23 protein-coding genes and 2 tRNA genes are annotated in these 17,852 nt (G+C 31.9%); 12 read left to right on the forward strand and 13 right to left on the reverse strand.

The window, feature by feature from the left end; genetic code table 11:
- The 6 genes from Q0C22_RS10445 to Q0C22_RS04675 all read right to left on the reverse strand — a co-directional run.
- The coding region (locus tag Q0C22_RS10445) for a C2H2-type zinc finger protein (protein ID WP_367172105.1) at window positions 1–85 on the reverse strand (85 nt) is incomplete at its 3' end.
- A 260-nt stretch (window positions 86–345) separates the two neighbouring features.
- Window positions 346–579 carry a hypothetical protein gene (locus tag Q0C22_RS04655; protein ID WP_291492252.1) on the reverse strand — a complete coding sequence of 78 codons (234 nt, stop codon included), beginning with the start codon at window positions 577–579 and terminating at the stop codon, window positions 346–348.
- The gene (locus Q0C22_RS04660) at window positions 563–760 is read right to left on the reverse strand and encodes a hypothetical protein (protein ID WP_291492254.1); all 198 of its coding nucleotides are present in this window, start codon (window positions 758–760) and stop codon (window positions 563–565) included. Before Q0C22_RS04660 ends, Q0C22_RS04655 begins: the two co-directional genes overlap by 17 nt.
- Window positions 750–1,190: a hypothetical protein gene (locus Q0C22_RS04665; RefSeq protein WP_291492256.1), complete on the reverse strand. Its 441-nt coding sequence runs from the start codon at window positions 1,188–1,190 to the stop codon at window positions 750–752. Before Q0C22_RS04665 ends, Q0C22_RS04660 begins: the two co-directional genes overlap by 11 nt.
- The gene (locus Q0C22_RS04670) at window positions 1,138–3,717 is read right to left on the reverse strand and encodes a DUF5906 domain-containing protein (protein ID WP_291492259.1); all 2,580 of its coding nucleotides are present in this window, start codon (window positions 3,715–3,717) and stop codon (window positions 1,138–1,140) included. Before Q0C22_RS04670 ends, Q0C22_RS04665 begins: the two co-directional genes overlap by 53 nt.
- Before the next feature lie 86 nt (window positions 3,718–3,803).
- Entirely contained in the window at window positions 3,804–3,965 is a 162-nt protein-coding gene (locus Q0C22_RS04675; RefSeq protein WP_291492261.1) for a hypothetical protein, read from the reverse strand.
- Window positions 3,966–4,234: 269 nt separating this feature from the next.
- Between Q0C22_RS04675 and Q0C22_RS04680 the strand changes: the two genes are divergently transcribed.
- Complete coding sequence (locus Q0C22_RS04680) at window positions 4,235–5,272, forward strand: hypothetical protein (RefSeq protein WP_291492263.1); 1,038 nt, start codon at window positions 4,235–4,237, stop codon at window positions 5,270–5,272.
- Between the two features lie 9 nt (window positions 5,273–5,281).
- Here Q0C22_RS04680 and Q0C22_RS04685 read toward each other — a convergent pair whose 3' ends face one another.
- The 4 genes from Q0C22_RS04685 to Q0C22_RS04700 form a co-directional block, all read right to left on the reverse strand.
- The gene (locus tag Q0C22_RS04685) at window positions 5,282–6,298 is read right to left on the reverse strand and encodes a hypothetical protein (RefSeq protein WP_291492265.1); all 1,017 of its coding nucleotides are present in this window, start codon (window positions 6,296–6,298) and stop codon (window positions 5,282–5,284) included.
- Complete coding sequence (locus Q0C22_RS04690) at window positions 6,295–6,438, reverse strand: hypothetical protein (protein WP_291492267.1); 144 nt, start codon at window positions 6,436–6,438, stop codon at window positions 6,295–6,297. Before Q0C22_RS04690 ends, Q0C22_RS04685 begins: the two co-directional genes overlap by 4 nt.
- Window positions 6,439–6,617: 179 nt before the next feature.
- Window positions 6,618–6,691, reverse strand: a tRNA-Val gene (locus tag Q0C22_RS04695).
- A gap of 29 nt (window positions 6,692–6,720) precedes the next feature.
- Complete coding sequence (locus Q0C22_RS04700; protein WP_291492269.1) at window positions 6,721–7,173, reverse strand: hemerythrin domain-containing protein; 453 nt, start codon at window positions 7,171–7,173, stop codon at window positions 6,721–6,723.
- Window positions 7,174–7,663: 490 nt separating this feature from the next.
- Here Q0C22_RS04700 and nadB point away from each other — a divergent pair, with 490 nt between their 5' ends.
- The 6 genes from nadB to Q0C22_RS04730 are packed head-to-tail and all read left to right on the forward strand — an operon-like array spanning window position 7,664 to window position 12,888.
- On the forward strand, window positions 7,664–9,208 hold the full coding sequence (nadB, locus tag Q0C22_RS04705) for an L-aspartate oxidase (RefSeq protein ID WP_291492271.1): 1,545 nt from the start codon (window positions 7,664–7,666) through the stop codon (window positions 9,206–9,208).
- Window positions 9,199–9,864 carry a ribonuclease III gene (gene rnc, locus Q0C22_RS04710; RefSeq protein WP_291492273.1) on the forward strand — a complete coding sequence of 222 codons (666 nt, stop codon included), beginning with the start codon at window positions 9,199–9,201 and terminating at the stop codon, window positions 9,862–9,864. The genes nadB and rnc overlap by 10 nt, the downstream gene beginning before the upstream one ends.
- The gene (era, locus tag Q0C22_RS04715) at window positions 9,857–10,723 is read left to right on the forward strand and encodes a GTPase Era (protein WP_291492276.1); all 867 of its coding nucleotides are present in this window, start codon (window positions 9,857–9,859) and stop codon (window positions 10,721–10,723) included. The genes rnc and era overlap by 8 nt, the downstream gene beginning before the upstream one ends.
- A 9-nt stretch (window positions 10,724–10,732) precedes the next feature.
- Complete coding sequence (gene glmM / locus Q0C22_RS04720; protein ID WP_291492278.1) at window positions 10,733–12,082, forward strand: phosphoglucosamine mutase; 1,350 nt, start codon at window positions 10,733–10,735, stop codon at window positions 12,080–12,082.
- Window positions 12,079–12,267: a DUF3783 domain-containing protein gene (locus tag Q0C22_RS04725; RefSeq protein WP_025392530.1), complete on the forward strand. Its 189-nt coding sequence runs from the start codon at window positions 12,079–12,081 to the stop codon at window positions 12,265–12,267. The genes glmM and Q0C22_RS04725 overlap by 4 nt, the downstream gene beginning before the upstream one ends.
- A 3-nt stretch (window positions 12,268–12,270) precedes the next feature.
- Window positions 12,271–12,888: a LysE family translocator gene (locus Q0C22_RS04730; protein ID WP_291492281.1), complete on the forward strand. Its 618-nt coding sequence runs from the start codon at window positions 12,271–12,273 to the stop codon at window positions 12,886–12,888.
- Here the strand turns inward: Q0C22_RS04730 and Q0C22_RS04735 are convergent.
- The 3 genes from Q0C22_RS04735 to Q0C22_RS04745 are packed head-to-tail and all read right to left on the reverse strand — an operon-like array spanning window position 12,877 to window position 14,987.
- Window positions 12,877–13,539 carry a LysE family transporter gene (locus Q0C22_RS04735; protein WP_291492283.1) on the reverse strand — a complete coding sequence of 221 codons (663 nt, stop codon included), beginning with the start codon at window positions 13,537–13,539 and terminating at the stop codon, window positions 12,877–12,879. The two genes, Q0C22_RS04730 and Q0C22_RS04735, sit on opposite strands and share 12 nt — an antisense overlap.
- Complete coding sequence (gene ispD, locus Q0C22_RS04740) at window positions 13,523–14,170, reverse strand: 2-C-methyl-D-erythritol 4-phosphate cytidylyltransferase (RefSeq protein ID WP_291492285.1); 648 nt, start codon at window positions 14,168–14,170, stop codon at window positions 13,523–13,525. Before ispD ends, Q0C22_RS04735 begins: the two co-directional genes overlap by 17 nt.
- The gene (locus Q0C22_RS04745; RefSeq protein WP_291492287.1) at window positions 14,133–14,987 is read right to left on the reverse strand and encodes an ABC transporter substrate-binding protein; all 855 of its coding nucleotides are present in this window, start codon (window positions 14,985–14,987) and stop codon (window positions 14,133–14,135) included. The genes ispD and Q0C22_RS04745 overlap by 38 nt, the downstream gene beginning before the upstream one ends.
- Window positions 14,988–15,033: 46 nt before the next feature.
- On the opposite strand from Q0C22_RS04745, the gene Q0C22_RS04750 reads away from it, so the two are divergent.
- The 5 genes from Q0C22_RS04750 to Q0C22_RS04770 form a co-directional block, all read left to right on the forward strand.
- Entirely contained in the window at window positions 15,034–15,606 is a 573-nt protein-coding gene (locus Q0C22_RS04750) for a nitroreductase family protein (RefSeq protein ID WP_291492289.1), read from the forward strand.
- Window positions 15,607–15,636: 30 nt separating this feature from the next.
- The gene (gene pseB, locus Q0C22_RS04755) at window positions 15,637–16,632 is read left to right on the forward strand and encodes a UDP-N-acetylglucosamine 4,6-dehydratase (inverting) (protein WP_291492291.1); all 996 of its coding nucleotides are present in this window, start codon (window positions 15,637–15,639) and stop codon (window positions 16,630–16,632) included.
- 255 nt (window positions 16,633–16,887) lie between these two features.
- Window positions 16,888–16,975, forward strand: a tRNA-Ser gene (locus tag Q0C22_RS04760).
- A gap of 61 nt (window positions 16,976–17,036) precedes the next feature.
- Window positions 17,037–17,315: a flagellar basal body protein gene (locus tag Q0C22_RS04765; protein WP_291492293.1), complete on the forward strand. Its 279-nt coding sequence runs from the start codon at window positions 17,037–17,039 to the stop codon at window positions 17,313–17,315.
- Between the two features lies 1 nt (window position 17,316).
- A partial coding sequence (locus Q0C22_RS04770; protein ID WP_291492295.1) for a DMT family transporter occupies window positions 17,317–17,852 on the forward strand: 536 nt, incomplete at its 3' end.

The raw sequence follows: 17,852 nt of genomic DNA on the forward strand, positions 1-17,852 counted from the left end.
AGAACCTCAGGTGAGCCCACAACGCCTTGTAGGACCTGAACTCACGACCGCAGAACTGACATTTTGGTATTTTTTTCATTGCCATATATTTATTCTATCATAAGAAGATCTAAATAAATTTTACCCGAAGCATAGGCTTTGAATCCCATCCGAAGCACGATTTTAAAAATAATTCCGAAGCATGATTTCCCGAAGCACAATTTCCGAAGCATAAATACCGAAGCATACCCCTCCGAAGCATGCCTCTCCTGAAGCATGCCTGAAAATCGGATACATGTATACGCATGGTTTTTTGAGCATGACCATGAGGTTTTTTGCCAAATACTGGAGATCCACCCCACTCCCCTATACAAATTTCACGTAGGCAATGAAGTGCTTCATAACGATCAAGGTCTCAGGTTTCCCATCCCTGCCCTTCACTTCAAGCTCGAGCTCATAAGGGCTTACCCTGATCAACTTGCCAACGATCACAGTGTTCATTACGGTAGTGATCTGGACATTTTTCCCATTGTCCCTCGTTGTGATCATTGCCAGGGTATCGTACATCTTTTGCTTCGTTTTCTCAACAGGTGCTTCCATTATTTTTCACCTCCTTTTTGTACTTTGAAAAAAGGACCTTGATTTTATACCCCTTTTTTGCTGAGGGATTTTTAGATATACCCCTGAGTATTAATGAAAACATACCTAAACTCAAAGTATACCTCAAAAAATACCAATTCTGAGAAGGGGGTAATTTCAATTTTGGACTTTCAATGGACATTTTCAATACCTCTTTCCGTTTTCCTTACCTTTTTCATGCGTTCGCTCATTTTTAACCTTGATTCCTTGCTCATACCTCTGTGCTTTTTTATCCATGTCTTTTCACTTTTTGCTATGTCCTCTATGGAAAGATCCTCGTTCAGGCCCGAGATCCCTCTTTTCGCAATCAGGGGTCTATTGAGCATGTTGAATGTGAAAAAACCTTGAACCTCATGCCTTCTGTTTATCCTTGAGATCTTCTTTTGAGTAATTATGAGATCCATGTCCCTGAACTCCCTGTTCCTGCATATTTCCTCGTCAGGATACCATACTGATATCTCTTTATTGGGATCTAAGGGGCATATCGGTGCATTGCACTTTTCAAAGTAAGGACAGTTTTCAGGGATCATTTCTTCCCGCCTCTTCTTTTTTTTGCTTGAAATCCTCTTCACTGACCGGTTCCGCCTTTATTGAAAATCTCGATGTAAATTTGAACGCTCTTTCGTTTCTTATGTCTGGTATTTCTAGCGCGTAATAATGATCCATGTCGAATTTAAAATGATCAAGCAACTTAACGCCCATGTCCTCGAAGAATTCCTTCCCATAGTATTCAGAGGCTCTAAAGTATTTCAGATGCAAATTTTCATGGTGGTCAGTCCCTTCATGTAAAAAATTGCGATTTTCGTCAAGGGACTGATTTTTTTCAGTATTGAACTGATTCTCCAAAATATCAGTCCCTTCATGAGCCGGTTTTATATTTTTATAGTTTTTTATGTTTTTTTCGTTTACGCGTGTAAAAGGAAAATGGGTTTTTAGGGACTGACTGCTTAGAGATCCAGTAAAATACTGAGTTTTTTCAGTCCCTTCACGAATTTCGACATTTTCATCATGAAGGGACTGCTCATATTCATCTGATTGTTTATATATATTTTCAAAGTCTTTCAATGAAATATTTTCTTTGAATTTTTCTTTGTTTATGTCAGAAAAAATGTTATTAATATTACTAACCGGTAATATAATTAACGGATACCATGCCTTAAATTTGTGCCCTTTTATTCTTTTATCCGTTATGTTGATTTCATAACCTAAATAAGTGAGTGTATTCCCTATTGCTTTTTTGTTTATTTTGGATGTGCTTAGCCCTTTTTCCCTTGCCCATTTTAAAATATCCTTTTCAATTATATCTTCAATAGTTATAGGTATTATGTTCTTTTCACTTTTAATACTGAAAAAGTCCATATTTATTTTTAAATTATTTTTTATAAGGAATTTTTCAAAGTCCTCAATATCCGTGAAAATCATGCCTTTGTTTTGTCTATCTTTAAGATATGCTAATATTGGTCTGGTGTCTTCTATATACTTCTCCTTGTTTCCTTCAATTCCCTTATATCCTGTGAAAAACCCTCTCTGGACAAAGGGCATATAACAATTGTCTACAACTTCTGAAAAGATCAGGTCAAGTTCATTCGGATCCGTTAATTCCTCTACCCATTTTTTTATTTCCTCAGGCGTTAAAGAATCTGTTAATATATTGTTAAAGGAAATTTCTACTGCTATTCTTCTGAAGTATGCCTCGTATTTAGGATCTTCAGGGTCGGGTAAGTCAGGTTTCTCATTAGTTGTCGCAATCCATTTTGCCCTGCTCTGATATTTGAATGGATCCTTGCCTTTAAATTCAATCTCAATGGGGGAATAGTCAGTAACTTTTTTGAACATCTCGCTGTTCAGGAATCCTCCAATTTCAGAAGTAATGTTCGCCAATTTTCCATAGAGTTTCGACGTTTTAAATCTTTCATTGAGCTCCCTTAGGGAAAGGGATGAGTAATTTTCAGATCCGATTAAATTTCCTATAACAATTATGGTAATAATTCCTTTTCCTGCACCTGTTTTTCCATACAATAATGCCATTCCTTGAGGATTGTATCCGTTGGTGAGTACCCAGGCAATAAGTTCATAGACTTGCGTTTGCTTTATATCTTTATCGGGGTCGTTTTCGAAAATGACGTCAAGAAATTTTTTGAACTTCTGAGAATTGCCTCCTTTTATATAGTGCCGCGGAAAGAGGGTAATGTAAAAATATCTAGGGTTATGGGGCTCAATTAAGCCTGTTGTTAAATTCAAAAGTCCATCTTTGATAGGCAAGACATGTTCAGGAAGAGGCATTAATTTCTCGAGGGGGATTCCTATCTTTTCAGGATCAATTATCCTCGTTCTGTCCTTGACAAGGCCAACTACTTGATCGATTTGGTATGTATTAATTAAGGCATGTTCCCTGACTAAGCTTTTTAAGTAGTTTTCTGCATTATAAAGCCACCTGTTCCCTGTCCACACAAACAACATATTAGATGTGTATTCCGTTATTATCAGACCTTCATTCGAGTTGATGATGTCCTCTGCACATTTTGTGAAATCAAATTTCTTTTCATTGTTTTCATTGTAATCATACCATGCCTCTGGGTTTATAGCTAAACTGTATTCATTTGGCTTTTCTTGCATCAATCCATTGAATAAATTATAAAAATTATTTAAATCTTCAAATTCTTTTATTTCATCAAATATATGATTATTTGTAAAAGGGAGAAATTGAACTTCACTATTTTTATTTTTATTTTTTAATTTAATAACAATAATAGCGGTTTTGTCCTCTAAAATATAGGTAAGGGAGGCAATTTTTTTAATCTTTTCCTGATTTCTTTCAAAATCATTAAGATCAATTAGGTAATAAGACAATTCGGGTGTAATCAGGAGCCCTATACCTGCTGAGATTCCATCAACCCCAAGTTCGTTGGCTCTTTTAAGTATTTCTTTTAATGGTTTTAACATATCTTTCTTCTCATCGAGGTCGACCAATTTCAGTGGATCCCCATCGATACTGCAGGGTAGAATTTCCTTGAAACCATATTCCGTTGTTACTTCTTTCCAAAGGAGCCAGCTCGGAATATTCTCAAGCTCCTCAGGGATGTAATCACAATTAAACATGGTTTGCCCACCCTTCTCTAGTAGAAAAATTTATATTGTTCAAATTATAATGATTATTGAATTGGTTGATTGTGTTTTCCATTTTTTCATCCCTTTTTTGTTTCTAATATAAAAAGCCAAGTACGTGCCTTGGCTAAAAATTCCTCCTCAGTCATATCATCTGGTTCCATCAACAAAACAGATGACAATGCTGAATTTGGGAATTTTTCAATGAACGTTAATTTAAATCGCTTTAAATTAATGCTCATTTTTTACCACCCTTAAGGAACCGTCGCTGAGAATTTCGCATTTCAAAAAATCACCAACTTTTACTTTATTTGCATTAGCCCAATCTTTCGGTAGACGCAACGTCAGACTTCCTCCTGTTTTGGATACCTTCCGGGTTATTTCGGCTATGATAGTTTTTTCCATATGTATCACCTCGTTTTAAATAATTAGAACTATTTTAAGAAAACTTTTTTAACATGCATGTTATCTGCATGTTAAAATGAAATAAAAAATGGAGGTAAAATTTAAAATGAATAGTAATGAGCAGAAAAAAGTTAACTTGCAAAGAGTATCCTTACAAGAGGTGAAAAATAGAATCTTAAGTTATTTAGAACAAAACAAATTCGGTTCGTTTAAAAATTTCAAGGAAATAGAATTAGATGATGGTTCATATTTAGATGATAGTCAGGTTTCTAGAGCAATAAAAGAACTGATAGATGAAAAGAAGATAGTAGAAGTTCCAAGGAAAAGATGGAAAGATTACGGAATAAAAAAAGGAGATTGCAGGATTGCATATATATTGGTGAAAAATAACTTCAGCATGATAGAATGGGATATAATGATGGAATCTATATTTGAAGAAGGTAAATTAACTCAAAATAAAGATAAGATTGAAAGAGTTCTGGAAGAGATATTGGGTAAAAGAAGAGAAAGATATCTCAAGTATAGAAATTTTGATGATTTTACTAAATTAATAGAATTATATAATAATATTGGGAATTTTTATCAGGATATAGACAGAATAACCGCTTGGCAATATAATATATTAGACTTCATTCTTAATGCTATCGAATCTGGCTTTTATGTATTATCGGGAAATGAGAAAGATTATTTAGATCTTAAAATATTAAACATATTTGATAAGGAGAAGGATAAGATAATTAATTCAAACAAAAGTTTCTTTACTAAAATTATCATATCTAAAGATATAGAAACTGTTGATTTGCCTATTGAGATTAGAATACCTATAATTGCATTTAAAATTCATGTGTTATTAAATCCTGAAGGAAGTTTGAAAAAAATCATTGATCTTTATAATAAATATGTTGAAGAGCTTAATAATCAATGGAAAAGTGAAACATTGGATAAAAATCTTCTGAATATAAGAATAAATAATATTAGAATAATAGCTTACTTAATTAATATTTACAAAAACACAGCTAAGGAGTATTTTCTTATGGATACAATTGAGAGTTTTTCAACAACATTATTGGAAAATATATTGAATACACCTTTAAGGGATTATGCTGCCAATTTAAGAGAAATTCGAGATATATTATTAGACTAGAAAGTTAGACTAGAAAGGCAATTTCATGATTGCCTTACCGTTGGGCAGTGATGCAACGAACTCATAGCCCTGCTCAATGAACTTCTCAACATCACTTATTGAGACCACTTTTTGCTTGTTCCCATTGTTAGTCATTGCCCCCACTACCTTGTCCCTCAATATCTTCTGGAAATCCTCGTCTGATATGTGCTCGAGGTCAATCCTTTCTATCTCATCATCCTTGTAGCCTACTGCAAGCAATAGCTGTTTCATGAAGAATATCTTAGCGTCATTCACTCCCGGTTCCCTTACCACCGTTTCAATGAACTTTGTGCATTTTTTATAGGATTCCCTCATTTCCTCAATCATATCAGGTGGTAATCTCTTGTTTGTTGAATACCTTGCCTCAATATCACCCTTGTGACCCATTATGAACATTCTCCATGGATGAGATATCAAGCCCTTTGATTCTGCAATGTCTAATGCAGTGGCAAAATACCCCCTTAAAACGTATGGCCTCATGTTTAGATCAGCATTTCTTATTGCTTCTCTGATATCCCTGGTTATTAACTGTGTCCTTAACATAATGTGTGATTTAACACCTTTTCCCTCAAAGATCAATAAAGGTGTGTCATAGGTAAATTTCTCACCCTTGTTTTTTCTTTCTATTAAATATTCTTTGATATAGGTAATACCTTCTTCCGGTATAAAAGAGAAATATTGGTGTTTTGCTTTGCTTAAAGAGGATCTCACAATTAATATTGTTGGAGATTTCTCAAATTCTAATGTATCTAAATTAAGTTCCTTGAGATCACCAAGCCTAATTCCATCAGTTCCATCGTAATTTTCAAGAGATTCTGGCCTCAATCCTGAAAATGCCATTAATGCTATTGCTACCCTCCCCCTTGACGATGCTTTTCTTATTATCCTTGAAAGTTCTTCTTTGCTTGGTACTCTTTCATTTGCTATCTTTGGCATTTCATATTCACCTTTTATCTTAACATCAAATTTAATTTCAATATCATTGAATTTTAGCCATGATTTCAATGTTTTTTAAATCTTACAATATACGATCCTGCTTTACCTTGTTTTTCAAGTGATCTCACAAAATCCATAAAATTTTCTTTAAATTTTCTTGAATTCTCTTTTACATCATTAACAATTTTACCAGGATCTGTATTGTTCAATTCACATAATAAACCTAAAGTTCTTAAATAAACATCAGCTGTAATCTTTGACCCTGCACTAACATTTTCATACCATCTTCTTACAGAATTATTTTAAACAATATTCTGTATTTAGGTTCAAATGTCATGATAAATAATAACACTTGCTTTTATTTAAAGTATTCGCTTATGAATTTTAATGGGCCCGACCGGATTCGAACCGGTGACCTCCACCGTGTCAAGGTGACGTCATAACCAACTAGACCACGGGCCCTATTTTGCTTAAATGGCAATTCTATTTATTTATTTTTCCATAAAATTTTTTATTTTTTCATTAATTTCTATTTTCATATTTTCAGGCATTAAAAGATCTATCTGCTTTAATATTCCGTTCTCTTCTTTATATACGTGCTGAAGTAATAGTTCTGCAATGTCCTCTAAATAATTGTGGTAATCTTTTAAAGTTTCATATTTATTTAATAAATTTTTTACAGCTTTATGTTCGGCTAATACCATTTTTAGAGGTTCTGCATAGGGTAGATATTTTTCTAAAATAGGTTTAAATGGAGGATATAATATCTCTTCTTCAATTTTAAAATGTGTTTCAAATAAAAATTTAATGTGGTCAATAAAATCTTCTTTTATTACATTACCATTGAGAAATTCTTCAGTAATTTTTACAGTTTTAATATGTTGATCTCTAATTATTTGCGTTGCCATTGATCCTTTAAAATCTAGATTATCCAATAGGCCCATATATGTTGATAACAATTAATAATATATTAAGATAATCATCATGTGTCCATAAATAATTTTCTATTATTTATTCTTAAAATATGACTTTACATGGGTTTTGAATTGAATTTCATGAAAGATTGTTAAATAATATTTTTTCTGAATTTTAATTATAGATGCATATTTATTATTTTTTTATTACAAATAAAATTTAATAATATTTCTGGATTTTTTGATAATAATATTTTATAGAAAAACAACTAATTAGAATAAATTAATTTTAAATACAATTTTCCTTCTATTTTACATACAACCAAAATATTTAAAGTAGTATAAATACTTACAAATCAATACAAAATAAATATCTTGACATTGTGCTTTAAATTCAATAAAACATCACTATGAAAAAAGTAATTATCGCGCTTGTAGTATTGAGTTTGGTTGTTGCAAGCTGTGGTAGAAAAACGGACATAGTGCCGCCAAGCTCTATTGCAAAAATAGGAGTTATAAAGTGAGAGATTGCATTGTTATAGGTAGTGGCGTAGCAGGACTTAGAGCTGCAATTGAGCTGAAAAAACTTGGCGTTGATGTGGCAATATTTACAAAAGATAAAGCCAGTGAATCAAATACAAACTATGCTCAAGGTGGCATAGCAGTTTGCTTATCAAAAAACGATAATTTTGATTTACACATTAAAGACACACTTATTGCTGGAGCTGGTTTATGCAATAGAAAAAGCGTTGAAATTCTGGTTAAAGAAGGACCAGATAAAGTAAAAGAGCTAATAGATTGGGGTTGTCAATTTGATAAAAACAATAACGGCGAGTTGAATTTTACAAAAGAAGCTGCCCATAGTGTAAACAGGATACTGCACGCAAATGGTGATGCAACAGGTACAGAAATAGAAAGAACGCTTCTTAATAAAGTCCAAAAAGAAAGCATTGAAATTAATGAGCATTATCGTTTGATAGATTTACTTGTTGAAAACAAAAGAGTTATTGGTGCAAAATTTCACAATCTAAAAGAAAACACACTTAACTACATATATGCAAAATCTGTAGTTTTAGCAACAGGTGGTTACGCTGCAATTTACAATCATACCACAAATCCTTCATTAACGACAGGTGATGGTATAGCAAGCGCATTTTTAGCCGGGTGCACTGTGGAAGATATGGAGTTTGTCCAGTTTCATCCAACAGCGCTAAACTACAAAAAAGCTCCATCTTTTTTATTATCCGAATCGATGCGTGGCGAAGGTGCAATATTAATAAATGATAAAGGTGAGCGTTTCATGGAAAAATACAGCAAACAGCTAGAGTTAGCCCCAAGAGATATTGTAGCAAGAAGCATATTTTCTGAGATGCAAAATAACCTAAAAGATCATGTATATCTGGATATATCACACCTTGATAGCGAGTTTGTAAAAAAACGATTTCCTACAATTTATCATGAATGCCTAAAATATGGTCTTGATATAACAAAAGAACCTATTCCTGTATCGCCAGCTGCTCATTATACTATGGGTGGGGTGAAAACAGATGTCGATTGTAAAACAAATATAAGTGGCCTATTTGCATGTGGTGAGTGTGCCTGCAATGGTGTACATGGAGCAAATCGCCTGGCAAGCAACTCCATGCTTGAAGGTTTAGTTTATGGCACCAGGGCAGCTTTGTCAGCCAAAGCTTATTTGAAAGACAATAAGGACTCTAAGCCAAAAAGCGATGAATCCATAAAGTTACAAGAATCGGCAAAAAATTTTCAAACAAAAATACAAAATTTAAAAGATAGAATTTTTAAAGAACTTGGAATTGTAAGAAGACTCTCAAGCGTAACAGATTTATTTGAATGCAGTCTATCAAGTTTTCAAACGATCAAAGATAGCAGCAGTGTAGATATAGATTATAGAAATCTTCTTGTTATTGCCATACTTATATCACGCAGTTGTCTTGAGAGAAAAAACTCAGTTGGAGCTCACTACTGCATTGATACACCATGGCCTCCAACAGATAAATCTCATGTAAGTTTAAATATAAAAGATTTAGAAAAATGGATTTAGAGGAAATTATCGGGTATAAATTTAAAAATAAAGCATTGCTGGATAAAGCTCTAACACATAGATCCTATGCAAAAAACCCATTTTACTCAAATGAACTGTTGGAATTTCTAGGTGATGCTGTGCTTGAACTAATAGTTAGCGAATATTTAATCAATAACTTTCAAAACTTAAGAGAAGGTGAATTATCAAAAATAAGAGCTGCCACAGTAAATTCAGATGTTTTGTCAGAGATTGCAAAAAATTTGAAGTTGTATGAATACTGCAAATTAGGCAAAAGTGAAAGACAAAAACAAGTAGCACTAAATAAAAAAATATTGGAAGATTTATTTGAAGCCTTAATTGGTGCTATTTATTTAGATTCTGGTCTAGAAAATACTAAAAATTTCGTTTTGGCACTCCTTAAGCCAAAAATTGAAAAATTTAGCGAGTATAAACTCTTTGACCCTAAAACCGTTTTACAAGAATTAACACAAAAAAAATTTGCAATGTTACCAGAATACGTTTTAATAAAAGAAGAAGGCGAGCAACACAATAAAACTTTTTATAGTCAGGTTATAATTAATAATAAAAGCTATGGAATAGGTATAGGTAAAAGCAAAAAAGAAGCAGAAAAAAACGCAGCGCTAGAAACAATGGAGATGTTGGAAAATGTTTAAATCAGGTTATGTTGCCTTAATTGGCAAACCAAATGTTGGCAAATCAACTTTTTTAAATCTAATGATTGGTGAAAAATTATCAATTGTAACAAACAAACCTCAAACAACAAGAACACCTATAAAAGGTATTTTGACTACGGATAGCTATCAGATAATTTTTGTTGATACACCAGGCATACATGAAAGCCAAAAAAAACTCAATCAAATAATGCTTTCTAGTATTAAATCCACTATTGAAGATGTAGACATCTGTCTTATTATTGCTGATAGTCCAGGCAACGATTATCTAAAAAACTTTGAGGATTTGCTTTCAAAAAAAAATACCATACTGTTAATAAACAAAGCTGATAAACTAACAAAAGAGCAGATAGATTCAATAAAAGCCGAATTTCTTATCATTAATCCAAAAAAAATAATTGTAACAAGTTTACTAAGAGATAACCCAAAAGATGAAATATTAAATGCCATATTAGAAGAACTAAAAGAAGGCCCACAATATTATGCTGAAGATGAAATTTCTACACACAATGTTAGATTTATTGTATCTGAGCTGATTAGGGAAACTCTAATAGAAAACTTATCAGAAGAATTACCCTATTATGTAGCAGTAGTAATAGATGAATTTAAAGAACGCAGCGAAAACCTTACATATATAAAAGCAATAATATATACAGAAAAAGACTCGCAAAAAGCTATAGTTATAGGTCAAAATGGTTCAATGCTGAAAAAAATTGGCTCAAGTGCAAGAAAAAAGATAGAAGATTTTCTTGGTACAAAAGTATATTTGGATTTATGGGTAAAGGTCAAAAAAGGTTGGACTAAAAATGAAAAACTCATAAAAGAATTTTTAAGCGAATAAGGAGTAATCGTGAAAATTTTTGGAACAGATGGCATAAGAGGTAAAGCAAATATCTTCCCGCTTGTTGGAGATTTAGCCTACAGACTAGGAAAAGCTTTGGTATACGCTCTTGATTCTCAAAAAAATAAAAAAAAGAAAATTATAATAGGAAAAGATACAAGAATTTCTGGCTACATGCTTGAGTCTGCCATTACTTCTGGTATTGTTTCGATGGGAGCAGATGCATATTTGGTGGGACCTATGCCTACACCTGCTATTGCTTTTTTAGTTAAAAGCATGAGAGCTGATGCAGGTGTAGTTATTTCTGCTTCTCATAATCCCTTCGATGATAACGGTATCAAAATTTTTTCGCATGAAGGTATAAAAATATCTGTTGAATTGGAAGAACTAATTGAATCATATACATTATCTAATGCTTTAGATAATATTAAATTTTTGGGTGCAAATATTGGAAAAGTATTCAGGATAAGGGATACGCTTGGCAGATACATTGTTTTTGCAAAAAATGTATTTCCATATAATCTTGAGCTGGATGGGTTAAGACTTGTTATTGATTGTGCAAATGGGGCAACATACAAAGTAGCACCCATGATATTTGAAGAACTTGGTGCAGAAGTCATTGTAACAAATAACGAACCAAATGGTATCAATATTAATGAAAAATGTGGTTCAACCTACCCTAACAATATTATAGAAAAAACCACACTGTTTAGGGCAGATGTTGGAATTGCTTTTGACGGTGACGGAGATAGAGTTGTAATGGTTGATGAAACTGGCAAACTTATTGACGGAGATGCAATACTGTCAATTCTGGCAATTGATTTAAAAAACAAAGGGAAATTAAAAAATAATACCGTGGTCGGCACAATTATGAGTAATTTTGGGCTTGAACATACGCTAAAACAAAACGGTATCAATTTAGAAAGGGTTGATGTAGGAGATAAATATATTATACAAAGAATGCTTGAAAAAGATTATAACTTAGGCGGAGAACCTTCAGGACATGTGGTATTATCTGACTTTAATACTACTGGTGATGGTATAATTACTGCATTGGCTGTTTTATCAATTATAGTAGAAAAAAAAGTTAAACTTTCCTCATTGCTTGCTAACTTTACAAAAGTTCCAGAAAAAACAAAAAATGTCCATGTAAGCAAAAGGGTAAATCTAGAAGAAATTGACGATATTCAAAAAGCAATAGAGCATGTAAAAAATAGCTTAAATGGTGAAGGCAGACTTATTGTGCGCTACTCCGGGACAGAACCGGTAGTTAGAGTCACAATTGAATCAAAAGACATAAATATAATAAACGAAGGAATTGAATTAATTTCAAAAACGATAGAAAAGCATCTATCATGAAGACAATAATTTTGCATGATTTCGATCAGGAAGAACTTATAAAATTTGTAAGATTATATAAGCAGCTCGAAAAAGACTCACTCTTACCAGAAGCTATAATTGCTTCAACAACTGAAAGCTCACTAAACCAGGTGTTAAAAAAATTACTTTTAGATCTTGAAAAAGAACATCTAGAATTTACTTAAAATATGAGTATTATAGGCTCTTTTGTAAGTGGTTTTATACTAGGCGCTGGTGCTTGCGTACCAATTGGACCAATAAATATACTTATTATTAATGAAGCACTTGTATCTTATAGAAACGCTTTTTTAATTGGACTTGGTGCAATGTGTGCGGATATTACGTACTTAACGCTTATTTTTTTCGGTATTTTTGTTAAAATAAACGAACAATCAATTGTTTTTGATATTATTAGTTTATTAGGCGGCTTATTTTTGATATATTTAGCTTACAAAATCTTCAGATCACGTGTAATTGATAGTACAAAACTCAAAACACAAATTTATTTTGCAAGTCCTTTTAAATCTTACTCAAAAGGCTATATTTTAACAATTCTAAATCCCTATACAATATTATTTTGGACAAGTATGTTAGCTTATATTGGTCAAAATCATCTGCAATTTAGCTTTACACTCATAGGTTTAATTTGTGCTATAATGCTATGGATAAGCTTGATGCCGTTTTTTGTTTACAAAACCAAGTCTTTTTTTAGCCAAAAAGTTAGCGTTTATGTAAATATTTTATCTGCACTTATAATATCTGGCTTTGGTATATCTATACTGCTAAAATTAATTTTACATTACTGATTTAAAAAGTTGAAATGAGCGAATTAAAAAATATATAGAAAAACCAGCTAATACAAAAGCTAAAATAACATTTATCCTGTTAACCAGGCTTGCGTTAAAAGATTTTCTTACATGATTTAAAATTTTGGCGATTACAAGAAGATAACTTAACAAACCCATACCGCTAAATAATACAAAAGCAAAAAGGTATACAGCATTGTAATATGGTATTACACCTATATCATAAGCAAACTGCACATAAACAATCCAAAAAATTATCATTAATGGGTTTGTAAATGACATTGTAAACCCTGTTATAATAGACATATGATGGGTTTTATGTTCTAGTTTGGATAATGAAATATTTTTTTTTATTCCATCCCTAAAAGCCATTATCGACAAAACAGCAAGTAAAACACCACTGCCAAATAACAAAACAGCTTTAACTTTTTCGTCATCTAAAAAACTTGTTATACTAAAACTTGCTAAGAGTCCATATATTATATCAGAACACACAGAGCCCAAAGCTACCATGTATGCGGATTTTAAGTTACCATTAATTGCTCTTTTGGCTACTTCAATTTGTACAGCACCAATTGGCATTGCAATCAAAAAACCTACCAAAAAAGCAAAAACAATTATAATTATAAGGTGTTCATAAAACAAAATCATTCAATATACAACTCGCTAATTTTAAATCTTGTCTTGTTGTTATTTTTATGTTGTACCTATAACCTTCTACAATGTCTACACTTGATATGTAATGTTCCCATAAACTTGCTTCATCACTAAAAGTCAGCTTGTCTTTCAAAGCCATTTTGTAAGCTTTTTTAAGCATTTTAACATCAAAAGCCTGTGGTGTTTGGGCGCAGTATACAAAATCACGATTTATCGTAAATTTTATGTAATTATTTTCAACAAACTTTAAAGTATCTGTACACTTAATAGCAAGAATTGCAGCTTTCTTCTTATAAACTACATTTAGCAACTCAAGTATTTTTTCTTTTACAATAATAGGCCTTGCTGCATCATGAATCAGCACTATACCCTCATCAATTAATTCTAAACCATTATAAACAGAATAAAAACGCTCATTTGAACCTTTTACAATCTTTGCAAAGTTATAGCGTTTTTTTACAAACTCAATATCTTCTTGCGGAACTGTAACAATAACATTGAAACCCATCTCTTTAAAAAATTCTACACTATAATCCAATACAATTTTGCCATTTAGTCTTTCAAATTGCTTTTTTGAACCAAAACGACTACCGCTGCCTGCAGCCGTTACTATTGCAGTTTTCATAAAAATAATAGTTTAAAATTTTTATTCCTTTGATAATATTCAAACTTGGCCTTTCTATAAGAGCGTTGTCAATAAATAAAACTCTGTTTTTCCTATCAAAATATTCCAAAAGCTTATTTTCTTTATAAAAATCGTTTTTAAAACGAGAATTAATTATTAAAAACTGAGGATTTTTTTCTATTAAATACTCACTTGTAACTACCGGCCAGCCATCTTTTGGTATTATATTTTTACCTCCAGCTATACTTATAGCATTAGAAATAAATGTATCTTTTCCTGCCACAATAATAGGTGAAAACCACACTACAAAAGCTACAGTTGGTTTTTTATTAATATTATACAGTGTTGAAATTTGTTTTGTAAATATATTTATTTTATCTTTTGCTTGATTGATTTTTCCTGTGATTAAACCAAATTTTTTGACATCACTGACAATGCCTTCAATATTTTTTGGATCAAAAACAAATACTTTTATACCTAAAACCTCAAGCGGCTTTGCTGTATAGCGTTCGTAAATAAATCTTGGCATAATAACCAGATCTGGCTTTAAAGAAATAATTTTTTCTATATTAAAAGTACCAAATGCTCCTACGTTCACAGCTTTAGGATTAGGTTTTTTAGCATAATCAGTATATCCAACAATTAAATTGGATGCGCCGATTTCTTCTAATATATCACATGCAGCAGGACTTAATACTACAATTGATTTTGCTTTTGATATGTTGATTGTCCTTGAAATATCATCTTTTATAGTAATAGCAAAAGCATTATTGAAAAAAGCTAAACAAAATACCAGAGTAATTATTGACCTTTTCATGGTTTTATTATAATCTTTAATGTTAAAAGGCGCAAGGAGGTTTTTTATGTTAGATGAACTTATCAAAAAAAATAGAAGCTATAGAAGATTTGCACAACTAACCTTAGATTGCAATACTCTAAAGAAAATTTTAGAAGTTTTACGTTTTATACCTTCGGCAAAAAATGCTCAACCGTTAAAGTATATAGCTTCTTGCAACAAAGAAAAAAATGAACAAATCTTTAGTACTCTAAAATGGGCTGGTTATCTAACAGATTGGGACGGGCCAGATAAAAACCAAAGACCATCTTCATATATTGTAATTTTGCAAGACAAAAGTATTTCAAATGATAATTTTGTATTAACTGATGCTGGCATTGCACTTCAGACTATTCTTTTAAAAAGCGTTGAAATGGGTCTTGGCGGATGTACAATAGCTGCTATAGACAAACCCAGGCTTTCTTCTATACTAAACTTAAAAGAGAACTTAGAAATACTTTATGTTGTAGCAATTGGAAAGCCTGCAGAAACAATAGAAATTGTCGATGTCAGAGACGATATAAAATATTACAGAATAAATGATATACACTATGTACCAAAAAGAAGCCTTTCTGAACTAATTTATGCAATTATAGAATAGATTTTGCTACTAAAATTGAAGGGGTATCAAATGCTTAATGAAAAAACTATATTATTAACTGGCGGTACTGGTTCTTTTGGTAAAGCATTCACAAAAGCAATATTAAAATCATACAAGCCAAAAAAGTTAATCATATACTCAAGAGATGAGTATAAGCAATTTCTTATGCAAAAAGAATTCCTTCAGTTTGATGGTGTTTTAAGATTTTTCATAGGCGATGTAAGAGATAAAGATAGACTCTATAGGGCACTTGATGGAGTTGATATTGTAATACACGCAGCAGCACTAAAACAGGTGCCTACAGCAGAGTATAATCCACTTGAAGCTGTGAAAACAAATATATATGGGGCAGAGAACGTAATTGATGCTAGTATTGACTTAGGCGTTGAAAAAGTGGTTGCCTTATCTTCAGATAAAGCTGTAAACCCTGTTAACCTATATGGTGCAACCAAACTTGTTTCAGATAAATTATTTGTAGCAGGAAACGCGTATGTAGGCAAAAAGAAAACAAAATTTTGCGTAGTAAGATACGGTAACGTTGCAGCAAGCAGAGGCAGCGTAATACCCTTCTTTAAAAGTTTAATAGATCAAGGCAAAAAAGAATTACCTATAACCGATTTTGAGATGACAAGGTTTTGGATTAGCTTAGAAGAAGGAGTTGAGCTGGTATTTAAAGCTATCAAAGAAGCCAATGGCGGTGAAATTTATGTATCAAAAATTCCTTCGTTTAAAATAGTGGATTTAGCAAAAGCCATGTGTGAAGATTGCGTATTAAAAGAAATAGGAATAAGAGAAGGCGAAAAATTGCACGAAGTTATGATAACACCAGAAGATGCAAGAAACACTTATGAATACGACGATCATTTTATAATATATCCCCAATTTAACTGGTGGGGGAAAAGTAGTGTTAAAGCTGGTGGTAAATTGGTAAAAAAAGGTTTTAGATACTCATCTGATGCCAATGATAAGTGGCTTAGCATAGATGATATTAAATCAAAGCTAAGATCCCTTACAATTGAATACTAAAAAGGTTAAATTATACTATGGTTTATTATTTTAGTAATAATTTTAATAATTGCCATAGGAATTTTCACAATTATAATAAATAAAAAGATAACAAAAAACCAAAATTGTCTGACAAGAATGCTTATGGTGTAAGTTTTGGCGATTGTAGCTTAGATTTGGAAGAATTACGCAAAAGATCAGAAGAAAAAAAGAATAAGCCTCAATAAAAACCTTTTGTTTGACATTTAATTAAAACTTTGTATAAATAAAATTTAAGGAGAGGTGTCCGAGTGGCCGAAGGAGCACGACTGGAAATCGTGTGTAGGGCAACCTACCGCGGGTTCGAATCCCGCCCTCTCCGCCACTTTCCTTTCTCTGTTTGATTTTTTACCAAATAGGTATTATTTTTTAAGAGGGGGTATGTAATGTTTTGTACTACTGTAAATGCAATTGAAAACAGTTTAGCAAAACAGGATATTATTGCTTTTAATGTAGCCAACCTTAATACAAAAGGTTACAAAGAAATTGATTCAAATAATTATAATCACAAAATTGTAAAAACTTCAAAAAATAATCAAAACAATGTTGACTTAACAAAACAAATAGTATATTTAAATGTGAATCTGATAGATTTAAAAGCTAATGTTGCTGTATTAAAATCACAAAACAAAATGCTTGGTAGCCTTATAGATTTAAAAATATAAAATGATATACTTCTATTTTGCGTTTTTAGTTATTATCTGGTCTTATTCTTGGGTTGTGGCAAAGGTAGCACTTCAATTTACAAGTCCAATAGAATTTTCTCTTTTAAGGACAGTTATTGGCACAATAGTTATTTTCTTATTCATTGCCTCGATAAAAAAATTACAAAAATTAAAAGAACCTTTTTTGGTTACACTGCTTGGTTTAACTCAAACCACAGGTTTTTTTATTTTTGCAAATTTATCTTTAGTCTGGGGCGGTGCCGGTAAGGTTTCTATGTTAATTTACACAATGCCATTTTGGTCGATAATATTAGCAAGAATTATTTTAAAAGAAACAATAAGTCGAGCACAAAAAATTGCAATTGCTGGTTCCTTTATTGGTTTGGCATTTATTATTGAACCATGGAAATTGCAAAGTAATTTTTTAAGTGATTTTTTTGCTATATTGAGTGCCATTTCATGGGCTGCAAGCATTACAATCGCAAAAATAATACTTAATAAACAAAAAATGAATATACTCAGTCTTAATGCTTACCA

This window comes from Desulfurella sp., from assembly GCF_023256235.1.
In the GTDB taxonomy this organism is placed as follows: Bacteria; Campylobacterota_A; Desulfurellia; order Desulfurellales; family Desulfurellaceae; genus Desulfurella.

What these genes read in the sequence shown, in the direction of transcription:
- Q0C22_RS04655 (WP_291492252.1), bottom strand. Translation starts at nt 579, where the DNA reads ATGGAAGCACCTGTTGAGAAAACGAAGCAAAAGATGTACGATACCCTG.
- Q0C22_RS04660 (WP_291492254.1), bottom strand. Translation starts at nt 760, where the DNA reads ATGTCCATTGAAAGTCCAAAATTGAAATTACCCCCTTCTCAGAATTGG.
- Q0C22_RS04670 (WP_291492259.1), bottom strand. Translation starts at nt 3,717, where the DNA reads ATGTTTAATTGTGATTACATCCCTGAGGAGCTTGAGAATATTCCGAGC.
- Q0C22_RS04675 (WP_291492261.1), bottom strand. Translation starts at nt 3,965, where the DNA reads ATGAGCATTAATTTAAAGCGATTTAAATTAACGTTCATTGAAAAATTC.
- Q0C22_RS04680 (WP_291492263.1), top strand. Translation starts at nt 4,235, where the DNA reads ATGAATAGTAATGAGCAGAAAAAAGTTAACTTGCAAAGAGTATCCTTA.
- Q0C22_RS04700 (WP_291492269.1), bottom strand. Translation starts at nt 7,173, where the DNA reads ATGGGCCTATTGGATAATCTAGATTTTAAAGGATCAATGGCAACGCAA.
- rnc (WP_291492273.1), top strand. Translation starts at nt 9,199, where the DNA reads ATGGATTTAGAGGAAATTATCGGGTATAAATTTAAAAATAAAGCATTG.
- era (WP_291492276.1), top strand. Translation starts at nt 9,857, where the DNA reads ATGTTTAAATCAGGTTATGTTGCCTTAATTGGCAAACCAAATGTTGGC.
- Q0C22_RS04725 (WP_025392530.1), top strand. Translation starts at nt 12,079, where the DNA reads ATGAAGACAATAATTTTGCATGATTTCGATCAGGAAGAACTTATAAAA.
- Q0C22_RS04730 (WP_291492281.1), top strand. Translation starts at nt 12,271, where the DNA reads ATGAGTATTATAGGCTCTTTTGTAAGTGGTTTTATACTAGGCGCTGGT.
- Q0C22_RS04735 (WP_291492283.1), bottom strand. Translation starts at nt 13,539, where the DNA reads ATGATTTTGTTTTATGAACACCTTATAATTATAATTGTTTTTGCTTTT.
- ispD (WP_291492285.1), bottom strand. Translation starts at nt 14,170, where the DNA reads ATGAAAACTGCAATAGTAACGGCTGCAGGCAGCGGTAGTCGTTTTGGT.
- Q0C22_RS04745 (WP_291492287.1), bottom strand. Translation starts at nt 14,987, where the DNA reads ATGAAAAGGTCAATAATTACTCTGGTATTTTGTTTAGCTTTTTTCAAT.
- Q0C22_RS04750 (WP_291492289.1), top strand. Translation starts at nt 15,034, where the DNA reads ATGTTAGATGAACTTATCAAAAAAAATAGAAGCTATAGAAGATTTGCA.
- pseB (WP_291492291.1), top strand. Translation starts at nt 15,637, where the DNA reads ATGCTTAATGAAAAAACTATATTATTAACTGGCGGTACTGGTTCTTTT.
- Q0C22_RS04765 (WP_291492293.1), top strand. Translation starts at nt 17,037, where the DNA reads ATGTTTTGTACTACTGTAAATGCAATTGAAAACAGTTTAGCAAAACAG.